Annotated in this window: 20 protein-coding genes; 4 read left to right on the top strand and 16 right to left on the bottom strand. The window is 69.1% G+C overall.

The window, feature by feature from the left end; translation table 11 throughout:
- Nucleotides 1–71: 71 nt before the first annotated feature.
- The 7 genes from ACQPWU_RS10560 to ACQPWU_RS10530 form a co-directional block, all read right to left on the bottom strand.
- A complete protein-coding gene (locus ACQPWU_RS10560; protein ID WP_433438652.1) occupies nucleotides 72–857 on the bottom strand; it encodes an alpha/beta fold hydrolase in 786 nt (261 codons plus the stop codon).
- Between the two features lie 235 nt (nucleotides 858–1,092).
- Complete coding sequence (locus ACQPWU_RS10555) at nucleotides 1,093–1,851, bottom strand: SDR family NAD(P)-dependent oxidoreductase (RefSeq protein WP_433438650.1); 759 nt, start codon at nucleotides 1,849–1,851, stop codon at nucleotides 1,093–1,095.
- Nucleotides 1,852–1,959: 108 nt separating this feature from the next.
- Nucleotides 1,960–8,262 (bottom strand): RHS repeat domain-containing protein, encoded by a 6,303-nt coding sequence (locus ACQPWU_RS10550; protein ID WP_433438648.1) that lies wholly within the window; start codon nucleotides 8,260–8,262, stop codon nucleotides 1,960–1,962.
- A gap of 59 nt (nucleotides 8,263–8,321) precedes the next feature.
- A complete protein-coding gene (locus ACQPWU_RS10545) occupies nucleotides 8,322–11,585 on the bottom strand; it encodes a LamG-like jellyroll fold domain-containing protein (protein WP_433438646.1) in 3,264 nt (1,087 codons plus the stop codon).
- 193 nt (nucleotides 11,586–11,778) lie between these two features.
- Nucleotides 11,779–12,483, bottom strand: a complete 705-nt coding sequence (locus ACQPWU_RS10540; protein WP_433438645.1) for an alpha/beta hydrolase — start codon at nucleotides 12,481–12,483, stop codon at nucleotides 11,779–11,781.
- Nucleotides 12,484–12,495: 12 nt separating this feature from the next.
- Nucleotides 12,496–12,786 (bottom strand): ATP/GTP-binding protein, encoded by a 291-nt coding sequence (locus ACQPWU_RS10535; RefSeq protein WP_433438644.1) that lies wholly within the window; start codon nucleotides 12,784–12,786, stop codon nucleotides 12,496–12,498.
- Nucleotides 12,783–14,243, bottom strand: coding sequence for a 3-hydroxyacyl-CoA dehydrogenase family protein (locus tag ACQPWU_RS10530; RefSeq protein ID WP_433438643.1), 1,461 nt, complete (start codon nucleotides 14,241–14,243; stop codon nucleotides 12,783–12,785). Before ACQPWU_RS10530 ends, ACQPWU_RS10535 begins: the two co-directional genes overlap by 4 nt.
- 36 nt (nucleotides 14,244–14,279) lie before the next feature.
- On the opposite strand from ACQPWU_RS10530, the gene nucS reads away from it, so the two are divergent.
- The 3 genes from nucS (at nucleotide 14,280) to ACQPWU_RS10515 (ending at nucleotide 17,403) form a co-directional block, all read left to right on the top strand.
- Entirely contained in the window at nucleotides 14,280–14,942 is a 663-nt protein-coding gene (nucS, locus tag ACQPWU_RS10525) for an endonuclease NucS (protein WP_433438642.1), read from the top strand.
- A 301-nt stretch (nucleotides 14,943–15,243) separates the two neighbouring features.
- Nucleotides 15,244–16,716 (top strand): aldehyde dehydrogenase family protein, encoded by a 1,473-nt coding sequence (locus ACQPWU_RS10520; protein ID WP_433438641.1) that lies wholly within the window; start codon nucleotides 15,244–15,246, stop codon nucleotides 16,714–16,716.
- A 144-nt stretch (nucleotides 16,717–16,860) separates the two neighbouring features.
- Nucleotides 16,861–17,403 (top strand): TetR/AcrR family transcriptional regulator, encoded by a 543-nt coding sequence (locus tag ACQPWU_RS10515; RefSeq protein WP_433438640.1) that lies wholly within the window; start codon nucleotides 16,861–16,863, stop codon nucleotides 17,401–17,403.
- A gap of 101 nt (nucleotides 17,404–17,504) precedes the next feature.
- Here the strand turns inward: ACQPWU_RS10515 and ACQPWU_RS10510 are convergent, their stop codons facing one another.
- The 4 genes from ACQPWU_RS10510 to ACQPWU_RS10495 all read right to left on the bottom strand — a co-directional run bounded on the left by ACQPWU_RS10510 (nucleotide 17,505) and on the right by ACQPWU_RS10495 (nucleotide 21,083).
- Entirely contained in the window at nucleotides 17,505–17,822 is a 318-nt protein-coding gene (locus ACQPWU_RS10510; RefSeq protein WP_138720739.1) for an STAS domain-containing protein, read from the bottom strand.
- An 85-nt stretch (nucleotides 17,823–17,907) separates the two neighbouring features.
- The gene (locus ACQPWU_RS10505; RefSeq protein WP_433438639.1) at nucleotides 17,908–19,077 is read right to left on the bottom strand and encodes a sensor histidine kinase; all 1,170 of its coding nucleotides are present in this window, start codon (nucleotides 19,075–19,077) and stop codon (nucleotides 17,908–17,910) included.
- The gene (locus tag ACQPWU_RS10500; protein WP_433438638.1) at nucleotides 19,078–20,187 is read right to left on the bottom strand and encodes an ABC transporter permease; all 1,110 of its coding nucleotides are present in this window, start codon (nucleotides 20,185–20,187) and stop codon (nucleotides 19,078–19,080) included.
- The gene (locus tag ACQPWU_RS10495; protein WP_433438637.1) at nucleotides 20,184–21,083 is read right to left on the bottom strand and encodes an ABC transporter ATP-binding protein; all 900 of its coding nucleotides are present in this window, start codon (nucleotides 21,081–21,083) and stop codon (nucleotides 20,184–20,186) included. The genes ACQPWU_RS10500 and ACQPWU_RS10495 overlap by 4 nt, the downstream gene beginning before the upstream one ends.
- A 127-nt stretch (nucleotides 21,084–21,210) precedes the next feature.
- On the opposite strand from ACQPWU_RS10495, the gene ACQPWU_RS10490 reads away from it, so the two are divergent.
- Complete coding sequence (locus ACQPWU_RS10490) at nucleotides 21,211–21,801, top strand: cob(I)yrinic acid a,c-diamide adenosyltransferase (protein ID WP_433438636.1); 591 nt, start codon at nucleotides 21,211–21,213, stop codon at nucleotides 21,799–21,801.
- 37 nt (nucleotides 21,802–21,838) lie between these two features.
- Here ACQPWU_RS10490 and ACQPWU_RS10485 read toward each other — a convergent pair whose 3' ends face one another.
- The 5 genes from ACQPWU_RS10485 to atpA form a co-directional block, all read right to left on the bottom strand.
- On the bottom strand, nucleotides 21,839–22,216 hold the full coding sequence (locus tag ACQPWU_RS10485) for a DUF2550 domain-containing protein (RefSeq protein WP_433438635.1): 378 nt from the start codon (nucleotides 22,214–22,216) through the stop codon (nucleotides 21,839–21,841).
- 29 nt (nucleotides 22,217–22,245) lie between these two features.
- On the bottom strand, nucleotides 22,246–22,647 hold the full coding sequence (locus ACQPWU_RS10480; RefSeq protein ID WP_043616272.1) for a F0F1 ATP synthase subunit epsilon: 402 nt from the start codon (nucleotides 22,645–22,647) through the stop codon (nucleotides 22,246–22,248).
- 68 nt (nucleotides 22,648–22,715) lie between these two features.
- A complete protein-coding gene (atpD, locus tag ACQPWU_RS10475) occupies nucleotides 22,716–24,164 on the bottom strand; it encodes a F0F1 ATP synthase subunit beta (protein WP_433438634.1) in 1,449 nt (482 codons plus the stop codon).
- A gap of 1 nt (nucleotide 24,165) precedes the next feature.
- Nucleotides 24,166–25,068, bottom strand: coding sequence for a F0F1 ATP synthase subunit gamma (locus ACQPWU_RS10470; protein WP_360692435.1), 903 nt, complete (start codon nucleotides 25,066–25,068; stop codon nucleotides 24,166–24,168).
- Nucleotides 25,069–25,071: 3 nt separating this feature from the next.
- Nucleotides 25,072–26,721, bottom strand: a complete 1,650-nt coding sequence (gene atpA / locus ACQPWU_RS10465) for a F0F1 ATP synthase subunit alpha (protein ID WP_433438633.1) — start codon at nucleotides 26,719–26,721, stop codon at nucleotides 25,072–25,074.
- Between the last annotated feature and the right edge of the window lie 3 nt (nucleotides 26,722–26,724).

Raw genomic sequence — 26,724 nt, 5'->3', positions numbered from 1 at the left:
GCCCCGCCCGGCCGTGCCCCGGCAACCCGCCACGCTTCGGCTGAGGCCGACGGCGCGCGCGTCAGAAGGCGTCAGCGCTGGGAGCCGCCGAGCTCTGTCCTGAGGAACTCCGCCACCGCCGCGTTGAACGCCTCGGGCTGCTCGACCGCGCTCAGATGGCCCGCCTTAGGGATGATCTCAACCCGCCCATCGGGCACGGCCTGCGCCATCGCCTCGGCGTCGGCAGGCGGCGACAGCTCGTCCTCCTCCCCCACGACGACAAGCAGCGGCACTTTCAGCGCGCTCAGCGTGTCGAACGAGTCGGGCCGGGCGGCCATGGCGCGTTGCGCCCAGGCGACGGCACCCGGCGGCGCGGACTGCACCAGCCCCTTGACCCGCCCGAACACCATGGCCCGCCGCTCCTTGGTCGTCGGCCCGATGAGCCCGGGAAGCACCTCGTCGACCAGCACCCCGCTGCCGTCGGACAGCACGGCCTGGGCGATACGTTCCCGGTTGTCCCTCGCCGGGGGCGGGTCCGCGCCGGCCTTGGTGTCGGCCAGGATCACGCCGAGGACCCGGTCGGGGTGCCGCCGGCAGAACGCCATGGCCACGTAGCCGCCCATGGACAGCCCGCCGACCACCGCCCTGTCGATGCCCTCATCGTCGAGCAGCGCGGCGACGTCGTCGGCCATCAGGTCGATGGACGGGTCGTCGTCGCCCAGCCGCGAACCGCCGAAGCCGCGCAGGTCGGGCGTGATGACCCTGCAGGCCTTGGCCAGCCCCTCCCGCTGGGCCAGCCACATGGCCGACGACAGCGGGAACGCGTGAAGCAGCACAACCGGGAGCCCGGTCCCGGACGATCTCGTGTAGAGCTGCACGGACGACACGGTAACCCGGTTCACGGCGGCAAGCACTCAATGTCGTATGCCGATATCACCGATAACGCCGACCGCTTCCGTAAGAAGCAGCCATAAAGGCGGCACTCCGCCAATGTCCGCCATAATCCTGACATTGCCTGGTGAATAATTCCTGCGCACAATCCAGGCAATGGGCTGGTGCACCCCCGCGGCGACAGCGACGGCGGAACCCACTGTCACTTCGTGGTGCGGCGGCTCAGATGGCCGTGGCGCCGCCGTCCACGAACAGCACCTGACCCGTCATGTACGCCGAAGCCGAACTGGCCAGGAACACGGCCGGCTGAGCCATCTCCTCCACCGTCCCCCAGCGCCGCATGGGCACACTGGCGACCGTGGCGGCCCCGGAGGTCTCGTCCTCCCAGAGGTTGCGGTTGAGGTCTGTGGCCGTCCATCCAGGGCACAGGGCGTTGACCCGTACCCCGGACTGGGCCCACTCCACGGCCAGCGTCTTCGTCAGCGCCACCAGCCCCGCCTTGGCGGCGGCGTAGGGCGCCAGGAAGGGCGCGCCGAGCGCCGCCACGGAGGCCACGTTGATGACCGTGCCCTCGCCCCGCTCCAGCAGGTGGGGGGCGACCGTGTGGCAGACGGTCATGGCCGAGTCGAGGTTGAGCCGCATCAGCTTGTCCCACCCCGACAGCCGCAGGTCCTTGAACGCGACCAGGAAGTTCGAGCCGCCCGCGTTGTTGACCACGATGTCGAGGTGCCCGAGCCCGTCGATCGCCGCCGCCACGGCCCCGGCCGCGGCTTCGCGGTCGGTGAGGTCGGCGGGGATGACGACCGCGCGCCTGCCCAGCGCCTCGACTTCCTTGCCGACTTCGGCCAGGGTCTCGGCCGACCGGGACACGAGCGCCACGTCGGCCCCCGCCTCGGCGTACGCGAGCGCGATGGCCCGCCCGATCCCCTTCGACGCCCCGGTGACCAGAGCCTGCTTCCCACTGAGATCGAACGCGCCCACAATGCCTCCTCAAATCATTACCGAACAAGATTCTAGGGACATGGCCCCCGAAAACGCCACCGGCGCGGAACCCATGAGGGTCCCGCGCCGGTGTCCGGTCAGTAGGGGCTAACCTCCCAGCCCCCAGATGATGATGTCGAGTGCGTCGGCCAGCCCGCTCTTGTCCAAGTACTGGGTGACCTTGAAGCCGGTTTCGGCGATCGTGCCCGTCCTCGTGTTCTCCGGCTCGATCTTCTCCGGCCTGAAGATTTGCCGCTCGCCCTGGCCGGAGCCACCGGGCCTGGCGGCAGGCGGCGGTCCGTCCGGATACATCCGGCCGTCACGGTAGACGGTGTAGGACTGGGTCGGCTGGGTCGAGCCGTCGTTGCGGTAGATCTGGCTCGGCCGTGGCTGCATCGGCTGCCGGCTGTCCCTGGGCGGCGTCTGCCGCTGCTGCGCCCTGTGGCTGGTCGGCCGCTGCGCCGGACGCTGCCGTGCCCGCTGGATCCCGCTGGGGACCCGGCCGGCCCGCCTGTTGCGCGTCCTGGCCGCCGCCGCGGCCCGGCGCTTCGCCGCCGCCTCAGCGGCCTTTCTCCTCGCCTCTCTTCTCGCCGCCGCCGCGGCCCGCCGCTGTGCCCGTGCCGTCGCCGCCTTCCTGGCTCTCTCAGCCGCTCTCTTCTTGGCCTGTTCCTGGAGCTTCTTCCTGGCCGCGGCCGCGGCCTTCTTCCGCGCCGCTTCCAGGGCCCGCTTCTTGGCCTCGGCCGCGGCTCTCCTCCTGGCCTCCGCCAGTGCCCGGCGCCGCGCCGCCGCGAGTGCGGCCCGCCTTGCCGCCGCACGCGCCGCCGCGATGGCGGCCCGCCTGGCGGCGGCCATCGCCAGCCTCCTCGCGATGATCTGCGCCGAGACCCGCACCACGATGGCCGCGACGAACCAGAACAGCTGACCGTCGGGGTCGCTCATGGTGACGGGGCTGTTGTTGGCGTAGGCGTAGGCGTTGAGCTGCTGCGGGTTCTGCTCCTCCATGACGGGGTCGACCGAGAGGAAGCGCCCGTTCTTGGGGTCGTACTCGCGGGCCCCGAGGTGGACCAGCCCGGTCGTGGAATCCTGAGTGCCTCCCACGAATCCGCGCTGCCCCGGCCAGAACGCCGGTGGCGATCCCCGGTTCTCGCCGAACGGCGTCGTCCTCCGTACGGCCAGCTCACCGGTCCCGGCGTTCACCGCCGCCTGTGCGGTGCCCTGGTGGTCGTTGACCAGGAAGTAGACCTGGTTGTCCGGCGTCCGCACCGCGATGGGCTCGCCGCCGAAGGTGTAGTAGCGGGTCTGCTCTACGACGTCCTTGGCGAAGTCGAAGCGCAACTCCATGTCGTCGATGTAGAGCGTGGCGTCGGTCGGCGTCTTGCGGATCAGCCGGTCGCCCTCCGCGTTGTACACGAAGGACGTCGTCTTGCCCGCCTCCGTCACCGACTCCAGGTTGCCCTCGGCGTCCCAGACCAGGCTCTGGTCGGAGTTGCCGACCTTGCGCCTGGTGGTGTTGCCCGCGGCGTCGTACTCGAAGAGGTCCGACCCGACGGTCTGCAGCGCGTGCGGCTGCTCAGCGCCCGGGGCCGGATAGGTGGAGGTACGGGTGGTCTCACCCGCGCCGCCCCAGGCGTGCTTGATCTCCTTGGTCCGGTTGCCTGTGGCGTCGTACTCGTAGCTGACCGCGTACGGGGCCACGCCGCCGATCTTGTCCGACTGCGGGGTGCCGCCGGCGCAGTCGTCGGTGGCCGTCCACGCCGAGGTCATGCGGCGCAGGTGGTCGTACTTGAAGCACTGCGTGTCCTGGCCGCTCGCACCCTTGTCGGCGATCTTGGTGATGTTGCCGACCGCGTCGTAGGTGTAGTTGAGGTCCAGGTCGGTCGCCGTGGCGCCCTCCCTGTCCACCCGCATCCTGGACAGCCTGCGGGTGGCCTCGTCATGGGTGTAGGTGAGCCAGGTCTTCTTCCCTCCGGTGCTCAGCTCCGTCTGCAGGGTCTCGCCCAGCTTGGAGTAGCGGGTCGCGGTCACGTACGTGGACAGGCCGCTGACCTTGGTCGGCTGGCTGAGCTCGTCGTAGGTGTAGACGACCTGCTCGTCCGCCAGGCCGCCCCCGGCGGGGAAGCTGACGGACTGGACCTGGTCGTCGATCGTGTAGCGGGTGTTGAGCTGGTACGAGCCCGCCAGCTTGCCCTCCCGCTCGGGGATGGTGACGGTCTCGCGCAGCGTGCGGTAGTCGGTGTCGATGGCGTTGATCTCCGCCTTGTACGCCTGCCCGCCCACGTAGCGGATGCTGGCGTTCATGTGGCCCTTGGCCAGCGCGTCGTACTGCCACTCGGCGAGCAGCGCACCGGTCTCGGAGCCCTCGCGCAGCTCCTTCTTGCGGCCCAGAATGTCGTAGACGTAGTACAACGTCTTGCCGCGCGAGTCAGTGGTGCTGACCAGCTCGTCTGCGTCGTTGTACGTCATCGTGGTGGCGCCCTTGTCGGGGTCCTCCATCTTGATCTCGCGGCCGCGCATGTCGTAGTGGTGGCGCCACACGTTGCCCGCCGCGTCGGTCACCGTGGACAGCCGCCCGGCCTGGTCGTAGGTGTACTTGGTGGACTCGTACTCGCCCGTCGGGGTGGCGCCCTTGTACTGGCGCAGCTCGATGAGCCGGTCCTCGGCGTCGCCGATGCGGGTCGTGGCGGTGCCTCCGGGCGGCGGCGTCACGTGGATCCGGTCGCCCTGCTGCGTGGTGCTGACCCGGTACTTCTCCTGTCCCTTCGACTTGAGGATCTGGGCGTTGACGTCTCCGGTGCCGTCGAAGGTCACCGCGACCTGGTTGGGCACGTCCACGTCGGCCACGGCGAGCAGGTCGGTGGAGGGCGTCCCGGTGGCGAAGTAGCCGGTGTTGGACTTGGCCGCCTCGCCGAGCGAGTTGTAGATGGTGTCGGTGATCGTGCGCCCGTCACGGAGCGCCGGGTCCTGCGTCTGCTCGTCGCGGGGCGCGGGCTCCTGCGTCTGGCGCTTGCGCATCAGGCCGTCGTACAGCTCGTGGCTGGCGCTGTAGGTGCCGTCCGCGTTCAGCGTCTTCGTGGTGACGAAGCTGGGACCGTCGGTGCGCATCGTGTAGGCGTACTCGGTGCTGGGCGACTGTCCGGACGCCTTGCTGCGGTCGGGCTGCCAGACCTTGACCAGGCGGCCGAGCGCGTCGTACTCCATGTCGATGCGGCGGTTGTTCGCGTCGATCTCGGCGTACGGCTCTCCCCAGGCCGGTTCGAGCAGGGTGCGGTCGACGTGGCCCAGCTGGTTGGTCTCCTTGATCTCGGTCGGGGGCGCGCCCGCCGTCGGGGTGTAGGTGGTGGTGGACTTGGTGCCGAGCGCGTCGGTCTCGCTGGTCTCGCGGCCGTAGGCGTCGTAGGTGTGGGTGCTCTCCACGATCGTCGCGCCGTCCCCGGAGACGGTGTGCTCGACCGTGGTCACGTCGCCCTTGGTCGGCGCCTGGCCGTACGCCTTGTTGTCGTACTGGACCTTCTCGTCGGAGATGACCTCACCGGCGGCCAGCGTGGACACGGAGGTGCCGCAGCCGGCGGCGACCTTCTGGATCCGGCTCGTGTAGTCGAGCATCCAGCTCGTGTCGTTGCGGGCGTAGGTGTAGCGGGTGCACTGGTCGTCGTCGGTCGTGGCCAGGTCGCCCTTCTCCTCCACCTGGGTGAGCAGGCCCTTGGTGTCGTACGCGCGCTCCTCGCCGGTACGCCGCCACTTGCCTCCATCCAGCGCGGTGCGGGTGACCATGGACTTGGGCTCGACCACGTACGCGGCCTTGGTGATGCCGTCATCCGTGGACTGGGCGGTCTTCACTGACCAGGGCTCCTCCAGCGTGGCGGTCAGGATGGCCCCGCCGTCGCCGTCGTAGAGGATCTCCTCGCGCTCGAAGCCCGCCAACTGGTCGAGGTCGTCGAGCTTGACGCCCTCGGAGTCCGTGACCTGCGCGCTGCGCTTGGAGCCGTCGGCCTGCTTGTCACCGTCCATGCCCCGGAAGTACCGGAACTCCGTCAGCGTGCGCTTGGTGTCCTGGCCGTCGCCCTGGCGCACCCGGACCCGGCCGTAGCCCCGGAAGTCGGACCACGTGCGGTGCTCGGGCTTGACCAGGGCGTTCTCGGCGTAGCGCCAGGCGGTCCCGTCGAGGTACTCGTAGTCGGTGACGACGTTGGGGGCGCCGCCGACGCGGTCCACCTCGACCGTCTGCGTGACCACGTACTTGTGGAACCAGTCGTTGACCTCGGCCTCGTTCGGCGGTGACCAGCGCTGCGGGAAGCAGCGCCTGGTGTTCTTGTCGGCGGCGGGAACGTCGCCGGGCTTGCAGTCGGCGGCGGAGTAGTTGACGCGCAGCTCGCCGCCGGACTCGTTGTTCACGGCCTGCACGCGCCACTTGACCAGCGGGGCACGGCCCTCGTTGGCGTCCACCCGGTTGGGCAGCTGGACACCGGTGAACGTGACCTTGGGCAGCGTGAGCGTGGCGCCCACATGGCCGGACTGCTGGATCGACGCCAGCCACAGCGCCGGACTCATGCCGTCACCCGAGGCGGGGAACTGGTGCGTCAGCGTCCAGGAGTCCACCGCGCAGTACTGCGCGCCCGCGCACTTGGCCGGGTCGGTGTTGAGGATCTGCGTGGTGACCTTGGCCAGACGCTTGCGCGTGAAGAACGTCGGCGCCAGACGGTCGACGCACTTCACGCCGGAGTCGCAGATCTGGTCGAACGGGACGTCCGGCCAGCTGCTGGCGGTCTCCTTCTTGAGCTGGTCGGCGGCGCAGGTGATCGTGCCGCTGGGCAGGCAGCGCTCGGCCACGTCGAAGACGACGCGGGCGGCGGGTGCCTTGGTGAACAGCTCGTTCTGCAGGTAGCCGTAGTCGATGCGGGTGAGGTAGCCGGCGCGGTCGTACACGGTGCCCAGTTCGGGCTTCATGTTGCGGCCGTAGTAGTTCTTCTCCTGCGCGTACCAGTACGTGGTGGCGTTGCCGTGGGTGTCCACCGCGTAGTCGAGGTTCCACCGGTAGGCCTGCTGGCACCAGGCGTTGGCTGGCGTGCTGGAGTAGCAGGGCTCCCCGCTGTTGTTGCCGAACACCGGCACCGTCTGCACCGACTTCGTCTCCGGCTTGCCGGTGACCCAACCGGGCAGGCGGTTCAGGCCGAAGGTGTACTGGGTGCCGTCGGCGCCGGTGACGCGCCAGTACTCGCCGTTGTTGTCGCCGTTGGTGGCCCCGGTGAGGTACTCGATCCGGGTGCCGTCGTCACGCTTGGGCCGCCACTGCTTGGTCGTGGCGTCCTTGATCAGCTCGACGGCCGAGTTGCCGAGCGACAGGGTGACGTTCTCCCCGTCCCAGCACAGGTCGCCGGTCTTCTTGCCGTCGATCATGCAGGACTTGTAGCGGCGCTCGATGTAGCCGCTGGGGTTCAGCTCGAAGCCCTCACCGACCCAGGACGGCTGGTTGTTGGTCGAGGCGGTGCGGCCGTCCACGCTCTGGGAGGAGTAGTCGATCGACAGCTCCGGCTCGTCGCCACCCAGCGCGGGAGGAGTGCGCAGGTCGTAGTCCCAGTTGAAGTCACCGGACTGGGCTCCGACGCTCCAGCTCGCCGACGGCGCGAGTGAGGTGGCGGCGTGGTCGCCGGACGGGCCTGAGGCGGCGGCCGTGACCGCGTACAGGCCGGCCGACTCGAACTCGGCGGTCAGCGTGCCCGCCTTCGTGTCGTTCTCGCTCTTGACCGGCTGGGGCGCGGCGCAGCCGTCGGCCGCGGTCAGCGCGCAGTCCTCCAGCTTGACCACACGGAGCCGGGAGCCGTAGTCGCCGCCGTAGGCGTAGCGGAAGCCGGAGTAGTCGATCTGCAGGCGGGTCTTCTTGCCGGACGCGGCCTTGAGGCTCGCTCCCTGGCCGGGCGATACGCGCATCGCGAGGCCGAGCAGCTTGGAGTCGAGGAGCTCGACGCGTACGGGGTCGGAAGCCTCGGCCTTGGCGGCGGCGCCCGTCTGCGGGGCCAGCTTCACGGGGAAGCCGGTCGCCGCCAGGGTGCTCGCCCCGGTGCCGCCCAGCTCCGCCGCCTGGGGTTTGGGCCAGGTGACGCCTGGTGGCGCCTTCCACGCCTGTTTCTCGACGGGATCGGCCAGCGGGGGCAGGACCGGGACGCTCGTGCCCTTGACCGGCTTCTCGTTCTGCACCGAGGGGGCCGACCGGGGCGCGGCCTCGGCAGGCATGGCGTACGTGAGGGGGACGACGAGGGCGATGGAGAGCACCGCCGCGAGCCTGCGGGGCCAGGACGACTCGGGCTTGGGCTCCAGGAAACGGTTCCAGTAAGGGTCGGGATTGTCGGGTTCGTCGGGTTGGTGAGCTCGGTTCCAGCGGGATTCGGGCAGGTCTAACTCACTCGGCAGGTCCATGAACCTCTCCCAGTCGGGGTGCTGATCGGGACTTACTGGGTGGCTGAAGGTGCTGGGATTTACTGGGCGGCTAGTTGGGCGATCTGCTCGGCGCTCAGTACGCCGTCATAGGTCCGGACGTCGTCCACGGTTCCTGGCCAGTAGCCGGTGAAGGCGCCCGCGGTCTTGGTCCGGCCCAGCTGCAGCGGGCCGGTGGCGTTCCACGCGCTGACGTGGTCGGTGATCGTGGTGGTGGAGAGCTGACCGTTGACGTAGATGCGTAGCTCGCCGGCCAGCGCGTCGTAGACGCCGGCGATGTGCGTCCACTCCAGCGCGTTGGGGATGGCGTCGGAGCGCGTGCGTACGAGAGCGGCCGTGTCGGTGTCGGCGGCGCGCATGCCGAGGGTCCACCGCCCCTGTTCCTTGTCGAAGCCGAGCTGGAACCCGGCCGTCCTGCTGCCCGGCTGTGCCACGGCCGCGGTGTCGGCGGTCGGCACGTAGTCGAGCTGGGTCCAGGCGGCGACGGTGAAGCTCGACTTGGTGTTGACGGGGGCGGCCGTGGTCTGGGCGTAGCCGTTGACGCCGTCGAGCGCGAGCGCGCCGTCCAGCCAGCCGGCGGTCCACGACGCGCCCCCGGCCAGCGTCGCGGCCGTGGCCCGGCCCGAGGAGTCGGCGGCCGACGTGCCGGACTCCTCGTCCAGCTTCCAGTGACCGACCAGCGTGGCGGCGCTGTTGACCAGGTCGGCGACCTCGTCGGCGAACATCGCCCGGCCGTAGACCCGGACCTCGTCCACATCGCCCGGCCAGTACTCCGCCGCGGCGCCGTTGACCTTGCCCCGGCCGATGGTGAGCGGCCCGGTGGCGTTCCACGGCTGGGTGAAGGCGACTGAGGACTCCAGCTTGCCGTTGACGTAGAGCGAGAGCCGGCCCGCCGCGGAGTCGTAGACGCCGGCCAGGTGGGTCCACTCGTTGAGCCTCGGGGCGGCCGCGGAGAGGGCGCGGACGGTCGTGGCGCCGTCGGCGTCAGTGCCCGCCCGGGTCAGCGCCCAGCGGTCGTCGGGCTTGGAGTACTGGAGCGCGTAGCCGCCTGTCCTCGCGCCTTCCTGGGTGACGACGGTGGCAGTGGCGCCGTTGCCCGTCAGGCGGGCCCAGGCGGTGACGGTGAAGTTGCGGCTGGTGTCGGTTATGGGGCCGGAAGTCTGCGCGTACGCGTTGGCCAGGCGCAGGCCCATGCCGGTCCTGCCGGTCGTCCACGTGGCCCCGTAGAGGGTCGCGGGGTGGGCGTTCGCGGCGTCGGCGGCCGCGGTGCCCTGGCCCTCGTCCAGCGCCCAGTGGCCGCTGGCGGCCTTGCCCGCGTTGACGTTGAAGACGTACGTGCGGATCGGGCCGAGCTGGCCCGCGCGGTCCTTGCTGCGGACCGACAGGACGTTGGGGCCGTCATGGCTGGGCGTGAGCGCGATCGTGGCCTTGCCGTCCGCGCCGGGTGCGACCTCCGTCTTGGGCGTGGTGTCGAGCCCGTAGAGGTACGCGGCCACGTCGGTGACGCCGTTGGGGTCGAAGGTGAACGTGCCTGCCAGGCCGACTCCGTCGCTCCAGGTGTCCTCGGAGTACTCGGGCGAGGTCACGACCGGTTCCCTGCCGGGGGCCGTGGCGTCCACGGTGGCCTCGCACCAGGGGCTCCAGGCGCTGGTGGCCTTTCCGTCCTCAGCGCGTACGTGCCAGCGGATGAGCGCGCCGTCGGCGTACAGGCTGGTCGGGATCGTCGCGTAGTAGGCGGAGCCGGACGAGCCCGTCCCGGTGACGTACTCGCCGGTCTTCGTCCCGGCGGCGTTGTACCACTCGAAGTGGCCCTTGACCGAGTTGTCGGTGTCCTTGAGCTTGGCCCACAACTTCGGCGTGGCCGTGCTGATGACCGGCCGCCCCTCGCCGGAGACGCAGGCGCCGCCCGGGTCCGACCACGTGTCCGCGGCCACCGGGTCGGTCGGGATCGAGTTGTACTCGATGACGGCGACCGGGTTGTTCTTGAACTTCTTCCAGGCCCAGTAGTCGGTCTCGCTGGTGGCGTAGAGCCCGATGGTCATGGTGGACCATTTCTTGGCGGCGGCGTCGGCGGCCCACGACGTGACGTCGAACTCCACACCGCCGGGCGCGCAGGACCCCGTGCCATAGCCCTTGGCCACGTTCACCGTGGAGAGCAACCTGCTCTTCGTCGGCGGGTTGTTCCAGGTGGTGCTCTTGCTGATCGCGCTGGTCCCCCAGGCCTCCACCTTGCGGGCGTCGCATGAGTACGACCACGTCTCATACGTACGCAGCGTCGCCTTGATGATCTGCTTGCCGTGGATGGTGGAGCCGGTGGCCATCTGGAAGAACGAGCGGTTCGTCTGGGTGGAGCTGATGTGGCCGACGCGGGCGACGTCGCTGGAGTTGAGGTAGTTGGAGTTGGGCCAGTTTTTCCAGACCGCCGTCCACGAGCCGCGCGAGGCCGAGAAGTACGGGTCCAGGTAGACGGGGAACTTGGTCTTCGGATCCGCCAGCATCTTCCTGTCCGGCTTCAGCCGGAGCTGCCTGCCCGCCAACTCCACGCCCATCGTGGCCTGCTTGGCCTCCGGAGAGCGGCCTTCCTTGAGCGCCTGCGGGCTCGTGATCCCCTCGGAGTCCCACATCTTCGGCGTGGGCGCGATGAAGATCGTGCCGCCGCCGTTGTCGAGGGCCTCCAGGTTGCCTGCCGTGTCCGACTTCAGCGACAGGCCCTTGGTGGTGAGCGGGTAGGCGAGCTCGGTCAGGTTCGCCGCCGCCTCCCGCGACTTGACCACCAGGAGGTGCGAGAAGCCGTCCACGTCCGCGGTGACCTGGAGGTCGACTCCCGGCGCGACCTCGGGGTAGGTGGCGGTGTCGCCGTTCAGGGTGGGCTTGGGCAGGGTGCCCTGCCAGCCGAGCTCCAGGGACTTGGCGCCGCGCGACAGGCGGGCGAGCGGGGCGGTGCCGCCGCCGGAGAACGTCATGCCGGCCGCCGTGGCCACCGGCTCCACCGCGCCGTCGGGGCGCATGCGGAGCGTGGTGTCCACGGGGACCCAGCCGGTGGCCTTGCGCACGCGTACCGGGCGGACGTACTGCTCCAGGGTGAACGTGCCGTCGGGCTTGGCCCAGACCTGGCGGGTCTCGTTGCGCAGCGACTCGACCTCGACCGGCTTGCCCCCTGTGCGGGCGAGCGTGAGAGCGGACTCCTCGGGCGGCTGGACGGTTTGTGTCTCCGCAGGCCGTTGGACGGTAGGTGTCTCCGCGGGCGCCGGATCTGGTATCGCAATGATCGTGAAGGCTAACGCCGCCGCAACCAACCCACGCAATGCCCGCATACGTCCTCGCCCAAGGTGAGCTGGGATTACGCGCGGGACGGACCACCCGCCCGGCGTTTCCACGATCTTCGGTTGACGATCGGATTTTCACCCTGGTAGAGCAGCAGGTCTAGAGTTTTGCTCATTCTGCTCAAAGTTTCCTTCATGGCTGCGACCCATCCGGAAATTTCCGTCAGAGCGCGTCTCAGACCTCCGTCGGCAGCGGCCACGCGGCCGGGTTGATCCGCTTGACGATCTCGTTCAGGGCGATGCGGACGTACGGCTCACCCACCCACAGGTGCTTGGCCCCGTCCACCCCGATGACCTCGGCCTGCGGCACCCGCGCGAACCGCTCACGGGCCTCGTCGGGCCGGAGGTAGTCGTCGAACTCGGGCACGAGCGCCACCAGCGGCCGCCCGAACCTCGTCCAGGCGTCCAGGTCGTCGTCCGTGGCCCTGTGCAGCGGTGGCGAGAGCAGAATGGCACCCTCCACCAGCGGGTCGTGCGCCCACTTCAGCGTCAGCTCGGTGCCGAACGACCAGCCGACCACCCACACGTGCGGCAGGTCGTGGTATTCGGCGTACTCGAGCGCCGCGGCGACGTCGAACCGCTCCCCCTCACCCCCGTCGAACGTGCCCTCCGAGGTGCCGCGCTCGGAGGAGGTGCCCCGGGTGTTGAAGCGCAGCACGGCCAGGTCGGCGAGGGCGGGCAGCCGGTTGGCGGCCTTCTTGTAGACGTGGCTGTCCATGAACCCGCCGTGCGTGGGCAGCGGGTGCAGGGTCACCAGCGTCGCCACAGGGGGACGGTCGAGTGGCAGGGCCAGCTCACCCACCAGGGTCAGGCCGTCGCCCGTGTGCAGTTCGATCGGCTCGCGCCGGGCGGGGAGCACGGTCGCCGCGCGAATCTCCACAGTTGCTTCCCTTCAATAACGGGTGCGGCCTGGGCCGCGGTCGAGTCTCTTACGCCAGCAGGCCGGGTGCCAGTGGCGGCGCTCCTCGTCGCCCCCCGGCCAGTTGGGCCAGGCCACGAGGTGCGGCTGGCCGCTGCGGATCTCCTGGTCGCAGCCCGGGCACCGGTAGTCCTTGGTCGAGGAGGCGCCGGTGAGCATGCGTACCTTCCACTCGCCGTCGGGCCATTCCTCCACTTTGTCCAGCCCGGTGGGGAAGCCGAAGGGGCGGGAGGACTCCCTACGGCGGGCGCGGCGGGGGCTCATCGACGTGGGAACTCGCTCACTTCGGCAATGACCAGCTGGTCGAGCAGGGGCGCGGGCGCGAAGGCGGGCTCGCGGTACTCGGCGTAGAGGGCTCTCAGGCCGTCTCTGACCCTGGCCAGGCCGAAGGACTCCAGCATTTCGAAGGGTCCGGCTGGATAACCGCAGCCCAGCCGCATGGCCGCGTCGATGTCCTCGATCGAGGCGTATCCCGAGTCGTACATCCGCACGGCGTCGTTCAGGTAGGGGAAGAGCAGGGCGTCCACCACGAACCCCGCCCTGTCCTTGCACGGCACCGGCGTCAGCCCGGCGATCTTCACCAGGTCCCTGGCGGCGGCCGCGGCGTCCTCCGACGTGAGCGCCGTCGAGACGAGCTCGGCCACCTGGTCGCCGACGAGGTGCACGCCGACCATCCTGGCGGGATCGGGGAGGCGTACGGCGTGCTCGATCACGGGGCGGTCGGCGAGGCGCAGCACGACGTCGGGGTCGCCGGACGACTTGAACCCGGCCGCCCGCAGCCGCTCCTCGAGCCCGTCGCCCCTAGCCCCGTCGCCTTCGGACCCGACGACCTCGAACGTGCCGAGCCTGGACTTCACCGGCTCCTTGGGCGGTGAGTCGCCATAGAAGCCGCGGCCCGTCTTGCGGCCCAGCAGCCCGGCGGTGACCAGCTCGCGCAGGAGCGGCGAGGGCGCGTGCCGCCGGTCGCGTGTCTCGTCGAACAGCACCCCCATCACCTCGTACGCGGTGTCGAGCCCGATCAGGTCGAGCAGCGCGAACGGCCCCATGGGCAGCCCCACGCCCAGCCGCATCGCCGCGTCGATGTCGTCGCGCCCGGCCACGCCCAGCTCCATGAGCACGGCGGCCTGGTTCAGATAGGGCAGGAGCAGCCGGTTGACCACGAAACCGGCCCGGTCGCCCACCGCCACGGCCGTCTTGCCCAGCCTGCCCGCCAGCGCCGTGATGTCCGACACCACCCCGGGCGCGGTCACCACCGTCCCCACGACCTCGACCAGCCTCATCACCGGCGCGGGGTTGAAGAAGTGCATGCCGACCACCCGGTCGGGGCGGCCGGTGGCGGCGGCGATGGCGGTGACGGACAGCGAGGAGGTGTTGGTGGCCAGCACGGTCTCGGGCTCGCAGATCCGGTCGAGGTCCTTGAACAGCGAGATCTTGTAATCGAGGATCTCGGGAATCGCCTCGACCACCAGGTCGACGTCCCGCAGGTCCTCGCGCGAGGTGGTCAGCGTGATGCGGCCCAGGATCTCGTCCCGCTGCCCCGGCGCCAGCTTCCCCCTGTCCATGGCCTTCCCGGTGGAGCGCTCGAGATGCCCGCGCCCCCTGGCCAGCGCCTCGGCGTCGGCCTCGACCCCGATCACGCGCAGCCCGGCCCGCGCGAACACCTCGGCGATCCCGGCCCCCATCGTGCCGAGCCCGACCACTCCCACCCGTTCGAACGCCATGCGTCCAGTTTTCCAGAGCCGCTAAGGTGGAGCGTCATGCGGCTGGTCATCGCGCGATGCAGCGTGGATTACATCGGACGGCTCACGGCGCACCTGCCGATGGCCCCCAGGCTTGTACTGATCAAGGCGGACGGGAGCGTGAGCATTCACGCCGACGACCGCGCCTTCAAGCCGCTCAACTGGATGAACCCGCCGTGCAAGCTCAAGGAGGACGGCGAGACCTGGACGGTCACCCACGGCAAGACCGGCGAGAAGCTGGTCCTGACGATGGCCGAGATCCTCCACGACTCCAGCCACGAGCTCGGCGTCGACCCCGGGCTGATCAAGGACGGGGTGGAGGCCCATCTGCAGGAGCTGCTCGCCGAGCACATCACGACGCTGGGGGACGGCTATTCGCTGATCCGGCGGGAATACATGACGGCGATCGGGCCGGTGGACATCCTGTGCCGGGACGCGGTGGGGGCGACGGTGGCGGTGGAGATCAAGCGGCGGGGGGAGATCGACGGGGTCGAGCAGCTGACTCGCTATCTTGAGCTGCTCAATCGCGACCCGCTGCTGGCACCCGTGCGGGGCGTCTTCGCCGCCCAGGAGATCAAACCCCAGGCGCGTGTTCTTGCCACGGACCGCGGCATCGACTGCGTCACCCTGGACTACGACACCCTCCGCGGCATCGAACCCGAGAACCCGACTCTGTTCTGATCTGATCTGTTGCCATCCCGCCGCACATGGTGAGACCCCCATACGTTACGGCTGCGCCCTGAGCAAGCCACCCGCCATACTTCAGCTGGTGGCCCTCCAGGAAACGGCCTCTGTCCCTTCACCGGCTGGGCGCCGTTACGCGAGCCCATGATTGCCCGGTTACCGTGGCCCACCCCTGGCGCCGTCCACATTGCGCCCAGCCGCGCCGCACGCGTCACGTGCCGCCAACGGTCAGGCGGCGTAAGGCCAAGGGGTGGCGTTTGGCCTAGTAAGGGGCGACTTACCGGATTATCGTGGCGCCATGACGACGCTGACGTTCGACTCACTCAACCCGGCGACCGGCGAGATCGTCGGCAGTCACCCCAAGCACACCCCCGACGCCGTCCACGAGGCCGTCGGGCGGGCGGAGGAGGCGGCCGGGTGGTGGGCCGCCGTCGGACCGGCTGAGCGGAAGCAGCGGCTGCTGGACTACAAGGCGGTCATCACCCAGAACCTCAGGGACCTCGCCCGGCTGGTCCATGAGGAGACCGGCAAGCCTCTGGGCGACGCCACGCTGGAGATCGTGCTGGCCATCACCCACCTCGACTGGGCCGCGCGCAACGCGCACAAAGTCCTGGGCCGCCGTCGCGTCAACACCGGCATGATCGGCCTCAACCTGGCCGCCACGCTCGAATACCTCCCTCTCGGCGTGGTCGGGGTGATCGGCCCGTGGAACTACCCGGTCTTCACCCCGATGGGCTCCATCGCCTACGCGCTGGCGGCCGGCAACGCCGTCGTGTTCAAGCCCAGCGAGCTCACCCCAGGCATCGGTGTGCGACTGGCCGAGCTGTTCGCCGAGGCGGTGCCCGAACAGCCCGTGTTCCAGGCCGTGACGGGGCTGGGCGAGACCGGGGCGGCGCTGGCCGGCGATCCGAGGGTCAAGAAGGTGGCGTTCACCGGGTCCACTGCCACGGCCAAGCGCGTCATGGCCGCCTGCGCCGAGAACCTCACGCCCATCGTGGCCGAGTGCGGCGGCAAGGACGCGTTCATCGTGGACGCCGACGCCGACCTCGAGAAGGCCGCCGACGCCTGCCTGTGGGGCGCGATGTCCAACGCGGGCCAGACCTGCGTGGGCGTCGAGCGCGTCTACGTCGTCGACGCCGTCTATGAAAGCTTCATGCGCGAGCTGTCCGACCGGGCGACAAAGGTGAAGGCCGGCGAGGACTACGGGCCGATCACGATGCCGGGGCAGGTGGACATCATCAAGCGGCACATCGATGACGCCGCCAAATCCGGAAAAGTCGTGACCGGTGGCCCCGGATCCGTACGCGCTCCGTACGTGGACCCCGTGATCGTCGAAGACGTGCCGGAGGACTCCCCCGCGGTGCGCGAGGAGACGTTCGGCCCGACCATCACCGTCCGCCGCACCCGCGACGCCCAGGAGGCCCTGGAACTGGCCAACGCCTCCGCGTACGGCCTGGGCGGGACCATCTTCTCCCGGAACACGCACAGGGCCATGGAACTCGCCCGCATGATGCGTACCGGAATGACCGCCATCAACTCCATCATCTCGTTCGCCGGAGTGCCGGCGCTGCCGTTCGGCGGGGTGGGCGATTCGGGGTTCGGGCGGATACACGGAGCCGACGGTCTACGCGAGTTCGCCAGGCCCAAAGCCATCTCCCGTCAGCGCTTCGCGATGCCCGGGATGAACCTGACATCGTTCACCCGGGGGCCCGCCGAACTTGAGCGGCTGATCAGGCTTGTCACCTTCTTGCACGGCCGACGTAAAAGTTAATCTTCTTACCCTTTCCCAAAACGGATCATCCGTCCATAATTGTGTGCTCTGGGGGCCACGATCATGTTGGACGGGTGGAATGTGAACCGGTCTTACCGGGGGATGTCAGCTGAGCAAAGACTGGCAGACAGACGCGAGCGGCTGATGACGGCCGCGTACACGCTATACGCCAAGCCGGGATTCACGGCGACGACCATCGAAAGGCTGTGCTCGGAGGCGAGGATCTCCAACCGCGCCTTCTACGAATGTTTCGGCGGACGCGAGGAGCTCCTTCAGGCGTTACACGAGCGCTGCGTGGACGAAAGCCTCGCGGTCGTGACCAAAGCCGTCCAGGAGGCGCCGAAGACACTTGACGACAGAGTCAAGGCCGGGATTCACGCCTATATCGAGTTCACAACGGCGGATTGGCGGCGCGCCCGCATCATGCACGTCGAGGTACGCCGCTCGGGAGATGTCCTGACGCAGTCCCGTCAGCGCTCGGTGGACTCGTTCGCGCGCCTCATCGAGGAGGCGTCCGCCGATTTCGCACAGACCACCAGGTTGAATCGGCGACTGGTGGCACTCGGTGTAGTTGGAGCGCTACAAGAGTTGCTCATCGAATGGCTGCAGGCGGACGAGCAACCGCCGATCGACGAACTCGTCGACGTCGCGGTGCACATCTTCACCCAGAGCCTCGGCGCGCCCTGAGTATTCGAGAACCATTTCCAACGGTCAGCCCGAAAACCGCATTCTGGCTAACCCAAGAAAGAGCGGGCAACGGCTGATCGTCGCCCGCTCGATATGTCACATCAGGCCACCGCGGCAGCCGGAACCTCTACATGCAGGACCCGATTCAGCCGGGTCACCGCCAGGATCCGCATGATCCTCGGTGGCACCCCCCGAAGAACGAGGCGGCGTTGCACGCTCAGCGCGCGCCTATGCGAGCCCACCAGCACCCCGAGACCGGTCGCGTCGATCATCTCCAGTTTGGAGAGATCCAGGATCAGGTCACCTTCGCCGGAGTCGAGAGCCTTGTGCAGCCGCTCCCGCACCCCAGCGGAGGTGCCGGCGTCGAGCCTGGCACCGATCCGTACTACCTGGGCACGTGGATTGCCCCGGACTCGCATGCCACCTCCTCAGTCAGACACGCAGCGTAGTCACTGCCCTGCGCAGAGCTCTCATCGAGCCGAACCCTGTGCAGTCTTGTCTCCCCTACCCACCTATCGGAATTGACACGACTGCTTTCAGCAGGAACTCTCCGTCGTCCGTAGGGTGGGCGCTCACCTTGCCGCCCACGGCGGCCATACGCTCCCCCATGCCCGTCAGCCCGCTCCCCAGATCCGCGGCCTGCCTCCGCGCCACGCCGTCGTTACGTACGCTCAGCTCCGCCTCCTGCGGGGTGAAGCGGATCGTGATGTCGCAGAACGTCGCGGTGCTGTGCTTGAGCACGTTGGTCACCGCCTCGCGAACCGCGTAGGCGAACACCGGCGCCACCTCGTCAGGCAGCTCGCCATAGGGCATGCGCAGCTCACAGCGGACGCCCGCCGCTTCGAGCACTCCCTTCACGCTATTCAGCTCAGCTGCCAAGTCAAGCTCGCGGTAGCCGCGCACGGCCTGCCGCAGCTCCTTGAGCGCCTTCCTGGTCAGCGCGTTCACCTCGGCCATCTCGGCCTTGGCCGCCCCCGCGTCCACGTCCGACAGCCGTACGGCCAGCTCGGTCTTGACCGCGATGGCGGAGAGCTGGTGCCCCACGAGGTCGTGCAGGTCCCTGGCGAAGCGCAGCCGCTCCTCGGCCAGCGCCAGCCGCGTGTGCGCCTCCCGCCCCTCATGAGCCTGTACGGCGAGCGACCAGATCCACACCCAGACCCTGTTGGACGGCGGCACTATCGCGCACCAGATCCCGTAGGTCAGCGTGTAGAAGATGAGGCCCGCGCCCACGGGCAGGTCCATGCCCATGACAGGCGTGCCGGTCGCCAGGGTCAGGCCGCCGAGCGCGATGCCGACCGCCCACGCGCCCGCCGCCATCGACCAGGACCTGCGTCTGGGGATCTCGAGCGTGGCGACGCCCAACCAGCACATGAGCACGAAACCCCACCCGAACGGGTCGGCCCCGCCCAGGACCGCCGTGACCAGCGCGAGAACCGCCGCCACCACCACCTGCCTGGTGGGATAGCGGCGGTGGTCCAGTATCTCGTTGAGTATGCGCGAGCAGTACCACGTGAAGCAGATCGCGGCGATCAGCGCGGGCACGACACGCCACCACTGAAGCCTTCCCTCGGCGAACATGATCGCGGTCGTCATGGCGATGAGCAGCCACATCACGACGAAGTTCGAGATCAGCACCTTCCAGGTGAGGCGGCGCGCCCGCGTGATCTCGTCCATCTAGCCCGCGCGCAGCACGTCGCCGAGCTTGAGCCTGGCCCCGGTCCGCAGCACGGCCCGCTGGTAGATCTTGGCGCCGAAGCCCAGCACCGCGAGCACGGCCAGCGCCATGGCCGCCATCGACACCCCCGCCTGCCACAGGGGCACCTCGGTCGCGGCCATCCGCACCGGCATGACCATGGAGGAGAACGGCGGCACGTACGACACCACCGTGGCCAGCGTGCCGGTCGGGTCGTCGGTCGCGTAGAAGGCCACGAGGTACGTGAGCATGATGACCATGGTCAGCGGCGTCATCACGGTGCTCACCTCCTCCTGGCGCGAGACCAGCGAAGCGAGCGCGGCCGCCAGCGTGGCGAAGAACGCGTACCCGAGAATGAACCACACCAGCACCCCGGCCAGCACCCCCGGGATCCCGGGCGGGAAGTCGGAGGCGACCCCGGAGGCCGAGGCCGAGACGAACCCGACGAACAGGATCGTGACCAGGTTGATCAGGCCGACCACGCCCAGCCCGATGATCTTGCCGCCGAGCAGCTGCCACGGCCGCAGCGTCGAGAGCAGGATCTCCACGATCCGGCTCCCCTTCTCCTCCACCACGCCCATGGCCACCATCATGACCTGGCCCATGAGAAGCATGAAGAGCACCAGGACGAGCACCACGGCGATCCCGGCGCGGGCCGCCTCATAGCGCGTGTCGGCGCCCACGGACTCCATCTTCAGCGGCGGGATCGACACGCCGGCGGCGCCGAGCCTCACCTCGCGGTTGACGCTCTGCAGCAGCACGCCGAGCTGGCTGTCGATCTCACCGTCCGTCAGCACCCTCGTGCCGTCGACCAGCACCGCGTCCACGTCCCCGTCGAGCACGGCCCGCTTGGCGGCGGCCTCGTCGGGGAAGCCACGCCACTCGAACTTCGCGTCCGGCGCGGCGGCCTGCAGCGGCAGCTGCTGGGAGTTGACGGTGCCCAGCGTGTACGAGTCCGGCCCGCCCATCACCTTGGGCGCGAAGGACACCGCCGCCACCAGCAAGGCCGTGATGATCAGACCGATCGCGAACCCCTTGGTCCGCAGCTGCGTGGTGATCTCCCGGCGGGCGACCAGCATCAGCCCGTTCACGCCACGGCCTCCTTGAAGATCTCGGTGAGGGTCGGCCGCTCGACCCCGAAGTGCTCAACGTGCCCTGCCTTCGCGGCGCGCCGCAGGATCTCCTGGTCGTCCCCGCCGTCGCCGGTACGCAGGACGTGCCTGTCGCCGCTCACGGTGACCGTGCCGGGCAGGCCGTCAGCCCAGCCGGGGGCAGGGTCGCGTACGACGACGCGCAGCGTATTGCCCTCGGCCGCCCGCAGGTCGGCCACCGTGCCCGTGGCCACCATCCGGCCCGCCGAGACGATGCCCACCGAGTCGCACAGCCGCTCGACCAGCTCCAGCTGATGGCTGGAGAAGATCACCGGCACGCCGCCCCTGCAACGCTCCTGCAGAGCCGTGGCCAGCGCGTCCACCGCGATCGGATCGAGCCCGGAGAACGGCTCGTCCAGCACCAGCACCTCCGGCTCGTGCACCAGCGCCACGGCCAGCTGCACGCGCTGCTGGTTGCCCAGCGAGAGCGCCTGCACGGCGTCGCCCCTGCGCTCGGTCAGCCCTAGCCGCTCCAGCAGCTCGTCCGTGGCCTTCTTCGCGGCAGCGGGACTGAGCCCGTGCAGGCGACCGAAATATTCGATCTGCTCGGCGACGCGCATCTTCTGATAAAGCCCTCGCTCCTCTGGCATGTAGCCGAAGCGCCGCCGGTCGTCGTAGCCGAGCGGCCTGCCCTGCCAGCTCACCGAGCCGGAGTCCGCCTGGAGCACCCCCATGACGATGCGCATGGTCGTCGTCTTGCCGGCGCCGTTCGCGCCCACGAACCCGAACATCTCGCCGGGCCGTACTGAAAAGCTGATTCCGTCCAGGGCGACCTTGCCTTCGGGGGCGCCGGGCCCACCGCCGAAGCGCTTACGCAGCTCGCTGATCTCGAGCATCAGGTCATCTCCTTTGTCATGGGTCAATCGTGTCGTCGGCGGCGTTCGCCCTGCTAGTCGCGGAAATCACGGCCCCAGTATGGATCCCGCGTCCCTTTCTGATGACATTTGTCATTACGCTGATGCCATGACGCGCGCCGACAAGGACAAGCCGGTCGTCCTCTCCCGGATCTACACCCGCGCAGGCGACGATGGCACCACCGCGCTGAGCGACATGAGCAGGGCTTCCAAGACCGATCCCCGGCTGGCCGCCTACGCCGACGTCGAGGAGGCCAACGCTCACCTGGGGCTCGCCCTCTCGCACGGCACGCTGCCCGCGGACCTCGTGGAGGTCCTGGTCCGGATCCAGAACGAGTTGTTCGACGTGGGGGCCGACCTGGCCACGCCGGTCGTGGAGAATCCGGAGTTCCCGCCCCTGCGGGTGGAGCAGTCGTACATCGACCGGCTGGAAGAGCAGTGCGACCGCTTCAACGCCGAGCTCAAGCCCCTGCGCAGCTTCGTGCTCCCCGGCGGCGACCCCGCCACGGCCGCGCTCCACGTGGCCAGGGTGACGGTCCGCAGGGCGGAGCGCACCACGTGGGCGGCCCTGCAGGCCCACGACGACATGAACATGCTGACGGCGAAATATCTCAACCGCCTGTCGGACCTGCTCTTCATCGCCTGCCGGGTCGCCCACGGGGGCAACGAGATCCTCTGGAAGCCGGGCGGCACCCGCTAGGCGCGAAGTCCACGTAGGCGCCGAGCTGCACCCGCTGCTAGGCCACGTCCAGGTAGGCGCTGGGCGGCGCGGACTCCAGCCACGCCAGGAAGCCGGTCAAGGCGTCGGCGCTCATCGCGAGGGAGATCCCGCGAGTCGTCCCGCCGCAGTCGACAGCGAAAAGCCCGCCGTCGATCTCACGGCGGGCGGAAATGACGAGGCCGCGCCTCGCGATCGCGTGGCGCGGCCTCAGTCGGACGCCCAGGAGCGGAATCCAGTGGAGCTCCCCGTCGGCGTAGCGGGCTACCCCGCTCTGCCAGCCGCGGTCGCCCACACGCAGGCGACACAGTACGCTCCCGCGCGAGCGGGCCAGCGTGACGCCCCGCAGGACTATGAGGGCGGCAAAAGCTACGAGAATCAGAACCGTCGCCACCATGCCGCCCCCCAGAGCCCCGCTTGTAATTATTAAACCTCTTCGCCCGCCGCGCGGAGCCGAGCCCTGGCACGCTTGGCCTCGATTGCCGCGTCGGCGTCTTCCTGGTTGGCCTCGATCGAGGCCTGCGCCCGGTCGAGAGCGTCGCGGGCAGCCGCGACGTCGACCTCGGAACCGAGCTCGGCCACCTCGGCGAGCACGGAGACCTCGTCGTCGGCCACGGAGATGAAACCGCCGTGCACCGCAGCCACGAGGTCGCCCTCGCCCTCCCGTTTCACGCGCAGCACGCCGCCCTCGACGAGAACGCCGAGCACAGGTGCGTGTTGCGGCATAATACCGATCTCGCCGTCCACGGTCTTGGCAATCACCATGTCGGCCTCGCCCGACCAGATCTCACGCTCTGGTGAGACAACCCCTACTCGTAGCTTCGCCACTTTTGTAGGTTCCTTTCCGATCTGGTGGTGGCACGGCTTGCGTCACCGCGCCACCACCCTAGGGCGACTTACCGGCGCTCGAGGTCCTTGGCCTTGGCCACGGCCTGCTCGATGCCACCGACCATGAAGAACGCCTGCTCAGGCAGGTGGTCGTACTCACCCGCGCACAGGCCCTTGAAGGAGGCGATGGTCTCGTCCAGCGGGACGGTCTCGCCCGGCTGGCCGGTGAACGCCTCGGCGGCGTACATCGGGTGCGACAGGAAGCGCTCGATGCGGCGGGCCCGCTGGACGGTGACCTTGTCCTCCTCGGACAGCTCGTCGATACCGAGGATCGCGATGATGTCCTGGAGCTCGCGGTACTTCTGCAGGATCCGCTTGGTCTCCTGAGCCACCCGGTAGTGCTCCTCGCCCACGATCTGCGGGTCGAGGATCCGGGAGGTGGAGTCGAGCGGGTCCACCGCCGGGTAGATGCCCTTCTCCGAGATCGGCCGCGAAAGAACGGTCTGCGCGTCGAGGTGCGCGAACGCGTTGTGCGGCGCCGGGTCGGTGATGTCGTCCGCGGGCACGTAGATCGCCTGCATGGAGGTGATCGAGTGACCACGCGTCGAGGTGATGCGCTCCTGGAGCACACCCATCTCGTCGGCCAGCGTGGGCTGGTAACCCACGGCGGACGGCATGCGGCCGAGCAGCGTGGAGACCTCGGAACCGGCCTGCGTGAAGCGGAAGATGTTGTCGATGAACAGCAGCACGTCCTGCTTCTGCACATCGCGGAAGTACTCCGCCATGGTCAGAGCCGACAGGGCGACCCGCAGACGGGTGCCCGGCGGCTCGTCCATCTGGCCGAAGACGAGCGCGGTGTCCTTGAGGACGTCCGCCTCCTCCATCTCCAGCCAGAGGTCGTTGCCCTCACGGGTGCGCTCGCCCACACCGGCGAAGCACGAGGTGCCACCGAAGTTGCGGGCGACCCGGCGGATCATCTCCTGGATCAGAACGGTCTTGCCCACGCCGGCGCCGCCGAACAGGCCGATCTTCCCACCCTGCACGTACGGCGTGAGCAGGTCGATGACCTTGATGCCCGTGACGAGCAGCTCGGTGCGGGACTCGAGCTGGTCGAACGCCGGCGACGGCCGGTGGATGCCCCACCGCTCGGAGATCTTGAGCGAAGAGGTCGGCACGTCGAGCGTCTCGCCCAGCGCGTTCCACACGTGACCCTTGACCACGTCGCCGACCGGCACCGAGATCGGGGCGCCGGTGTCCTCGACCGCCTGGCCTCGGACCAGGCCGTCGGTGGGCTGCATCGAGATGGTCCGGACCAGGTTGTCGCCCAGGTGCTGGGCGACCTCGAGGGTCAGGGTCTTGTTCTCGCCGCCGAGGGTCACCTCGACCTTGAGAGCGTTATAGATCTCGGGCATCGCCTCGACGGGGAACTCCACGTCGACGACGGCGCCGGTGACACGAGCCACGCGGCCCGTGCCGGCCGCCGCGGCCTCTACGTTTTCAACAGCCTCTGCAGTCATTTCACTCTTTCCCCGCTGCGGCGTCAGCGAGCGCGTTGGCGCCACCGACGATCTCGCTGATTTCCTGGGTGATCTCGGCCTGGCGAGCCTGGTTCATCTCCTGGGTCAGCAACCGCATCAGCTCGTTGGCGTTGTCGGTCGCGGACTTCATCGCGCGCCGCCGCGCGGCCTCCTCCGAGGCCGCGGACTGCAGCAGCGCCGTGAAGATGCGCGACTCCACGTAACGCGGCAGCAGCGACTCCAGCACGTCGCCGGCCGTCGGCTCGAACTCGAAGTACGGCGGGATCGCGGTGGCCTCCGTCGCCTCGGTCTCCTCGACCTCCAGCGGGAGGATCCGCTTGACCACGACGTTCTGGGTCAGCATCGAGACGAACTCGGTCGAGACGATGTGGATCTCGTCGATCCCGTTCTCGTCCTTGAACGAGTCGATCAGCGTCTGCGCGATCTCCTTGGCGTCGGCGTAGGCCGGCTTCCTGGAGAAGCCGACCCACTGGCCGCCCATCTCACGGTGGCGGAAGCTGTGCCAGGTGACACCCTTGCGCCCGGTGACGAACGGCACCACGGTCAGTCCGCGCTGCTCCAGCAGCCCGCGCAGGGCCTCGGCCTCGCGCAGCGCGTTGGCGTTGAAGCCGCCGCAGAACCCGCTGTCGCTGGTGACGATGAGCACGCCCGCCTTGGCGGGGTTCTCCTTCGCCACCGTCAGCGGATGGTCGACGCTCGCCGCGTTGCTGACGACGCCTGTGACGGCGCGAGTGATCTCACGCTCGTAAGGCAGCGCCGCCTGCATCCGCTGCTGCGCCCTCACGATCCGTGAAGAGGCGATGAGCTCCTGGGCGCGCGTGATCTTCGCGGTCGACTTGACCGAGTTGATCCGCCGCCGCAGCAGCCTGAGCTGGGCTCCCATGACCTACTTCTCCGCCGCCGGACGGACAACCTTCTTGATCTTCTCCTGGCCGACCTCCTGGGCCTCCAGCGGAGCCACCGGCTCGTCCTTGACCAGCAGCTCGCCCGACGACGTGGTGAAGCCCTTCTTGAACTCCGTGATGGCGTCCTTCAGAGCGGTCACCGTGTCGTCCGACAGGTCCCTGGTCTCGCGGACGGTGTCGAAGATCCCCTTGTGCGAGGCCTGGATGTAGTCCAGGAACTCCGACTCGAAGCGGCGGACGTCCTCGATCGGCACGTCGTCCAGCTCACCCGTGGTGCCCGCCCAGATCGAGGCCACCTCGCGCTCCAGCGAGAAGGGGCTGTACTGGGGCTGCTTGAGCAGCTCGACCAGCCGCTGGCCGCGCTCGAGCTGGGCCTTGGACGCGGCGTCCAGGTCGGAGGCGAAGGCCGCGAAGGCCTCCAGGTCACGGTACTGCGACAGCGACAGACGCAGCGTGCCCGCGACCTTCCGCATGGCCTTGGCCTGCGCGGAGCCACCGACTCGGGACACCGAGACACCGACGTTGATGGCGGGCCGCACACCGGCGTTGAACAGGTCGGTCTCGAGGAAGACCTGGCCGTCGGTGATGGAGATGACGTTGGTCGGGATGAACGCCGAGACGTCGTTGCCCTTGGTCTCGATGATCGGCAGGCCGGTCATCGAGCCACTGCCCATGTCGTCGGAGAGCTTGGCGCAGCGCTCCAGCAGACGGGAGTGGAGGTAGAAGACGTCGCCGGGGAAGGCCTCACGGCCCGGCGGGCGGCGCAGCAGCAGGGAGACGGCGCGGTACGCGTCCGCCTGCTTGGTCAGGTCGTCGAAGACGATCAGGACGTGCTTGCCCTGATACATCCAGTGCTGACCGATCGCCGAGCCGGCGTAGGGCGCGATGTACTTGTAACCAGCGGGGTCGGAGGCGGGAGCGGCGACGATGGTGGTGTACTCCATCGCGCCGGCCTCCTCCAGGCGAGCGCGCACCTGCGCGATGGTCGAGCCCTTCTGGCCGACCGCCACGTAGACGCAGCGGACCTGCTTGGTGGGGTCACCAGAGGCCCAGTTCTCGCGCTGGTTGAGGATCGTGTCGACGGCGATCGCGGTCTTGCCGGTGCCACGGTCACCGATGATCAGCTGGCGCTGACCACGGCCGATCGCGGTCATGGCGTCGATCGCCTTGATGCCGGTGGCCAGCGACTCCTTGACGGGCTGCCGCTGGACGACAGTGGGGGCCTGCAGCTCGAGGGCGCGAATGGCCTCGGCCTCGATGGCGCCCTTGCCGTCGAGCGGGTTGCCCAGGGGGTCGACCACGCGGCCGAGGAAGTTGTCGCCGACGGGCACGGACAGGACCTCGCCGGTCCTGCGGACCGTCTGGCCCTCTTCGATGCCGCTGAACTCACCCAGGATCACGGCACCGATCTCGCGGGTGTCGAGGTTAAGTGCCAGGCCGCGCGTGCCGTCCTCGAACTCGAGCAGCTCGTTAGCCATCGCCGAGGGAAGGCCGGAGACATGGGCGATGCCGTCGCCGGCGTCGACGACGGTCCCGATCTCCTCGCGCGCGGCGCCTTCCGGTTCGTACGCCTGGACGAAGCGCTCAAGCGCGTCCCGGATCTCGTCCGGCCGGATCGTAAGCTCCGCCATCTC

The sequence above is a fragment of the Nonomuraea sp. CA-141351 genome (assembly GCF_050944675.1).
In the GTDB taxonomy this organism is placed as follows: Bacteria; Actinomycetota; Actinomycetes; order Streptosporangiales; family Streptosporangiaceae; genus Nonomuraea.
Note: the sequence above shows the minus strand (reverse complement) of the source record. Positions and strands in the feature narration are given on the sequence as shown.

Coding starts and splice junctions, on each gene's coding strand:
- ACQPWU_RS10550 (WP_433438648.1), bottom strand. CDS start 8,262: ATGGACCTGCCGAGTGAGTTAGACCTGCCCGAATCCCGCTGGAACCGA.
- ACQPWU_RS10535 (WP_433438644.1), bottom strand. CDS start 12,786: ATGAGCCCCCGCCGCGCCCGCCGTAGGGAGTCCTCCCGCCCCTTCGGC.
- ACQPWU_RS10530 (WP_433438643.1), bottom strand. CDS start 14,243: ATGGCGTTCGAACGGGTGGGAGTGGTCGGGCTCGGCACGATGGGGGCC.
- nucS (WP_433438642.1), top strand. CDS start 14,280: ATGCGGCTGGTCATCGCGCGATGCAGCGTGGATTACATCGGACGGCTC.
- ACQPWU_RS10520 (WP_433438641.1), top strand. CDS start 15,244: ATGACGACGCTGACGTTCGACTCACTCAACCCGGCGACCGGCGAGATC.
- ACQPWU_RS10515 (WP_433438640.1), top strand. CDS start 16,861: ATGACGGCCGCGTACACGCTATACGCCAAGCCGGGATTCACGGCGACG.
- ACQPWU_RS10510 (WP_138720739.1), bottom strand. CDS start 17,822: ATGCGAGTCCGGGGCAATCCACGTGCCCAGGTAGTACGGATCGGTGCC.
- ACQPWU_RS10505 (WP_433438639.1), bottom strand. CDS start 19,077: ATGGACGAGATCACGCGGGCGCGCCGCCTCACCTGGAAGGTGCTGATC.
- ACQPWU_RS10495 (WP_433438637.1), bottom strand. CDS start 21,083: ATGCTCGAGATCAGCGAGCTGCGTAAGCGCTTCGGCGGTGGGCCCGGC.
- ACQPWU_RS10490 (WP_433438636.1), top strand. CDS start 21,211: ATGACGCGCGCCGACAAGGACAAGCCGGTCGTCCTCTCCCGGATCTAC.
- ACQPWU_RS10485 (WP_433438635.1), bottom strand. CDS start 22,216: ATGGTGGCGACGGTTCTGATTCTCGTAGCTTTTGCCGCCCTCATAGTC.
- atpD (WP_433438634.1), bottom strand. CDS start 24,164: ATGACTGCAGAGGCTGTTGAAAACGTAGAGGCCGCGGCGGCCGGCACG.
- ACQPWU_RS10470 (WP_360692435.1), bottom strand. CDS start 25,068: ATGGGAGCCCAGCTCAGGCTGCTGCGGCGGCGGATCAACTCGGTCAAG.
- atpA (WP_433438633.1), bottom strand. CDS start 26,721: ATGGCGGAGCTTACGATCCGGCCGGACGAGATCCGGGACGCGCTTGAG.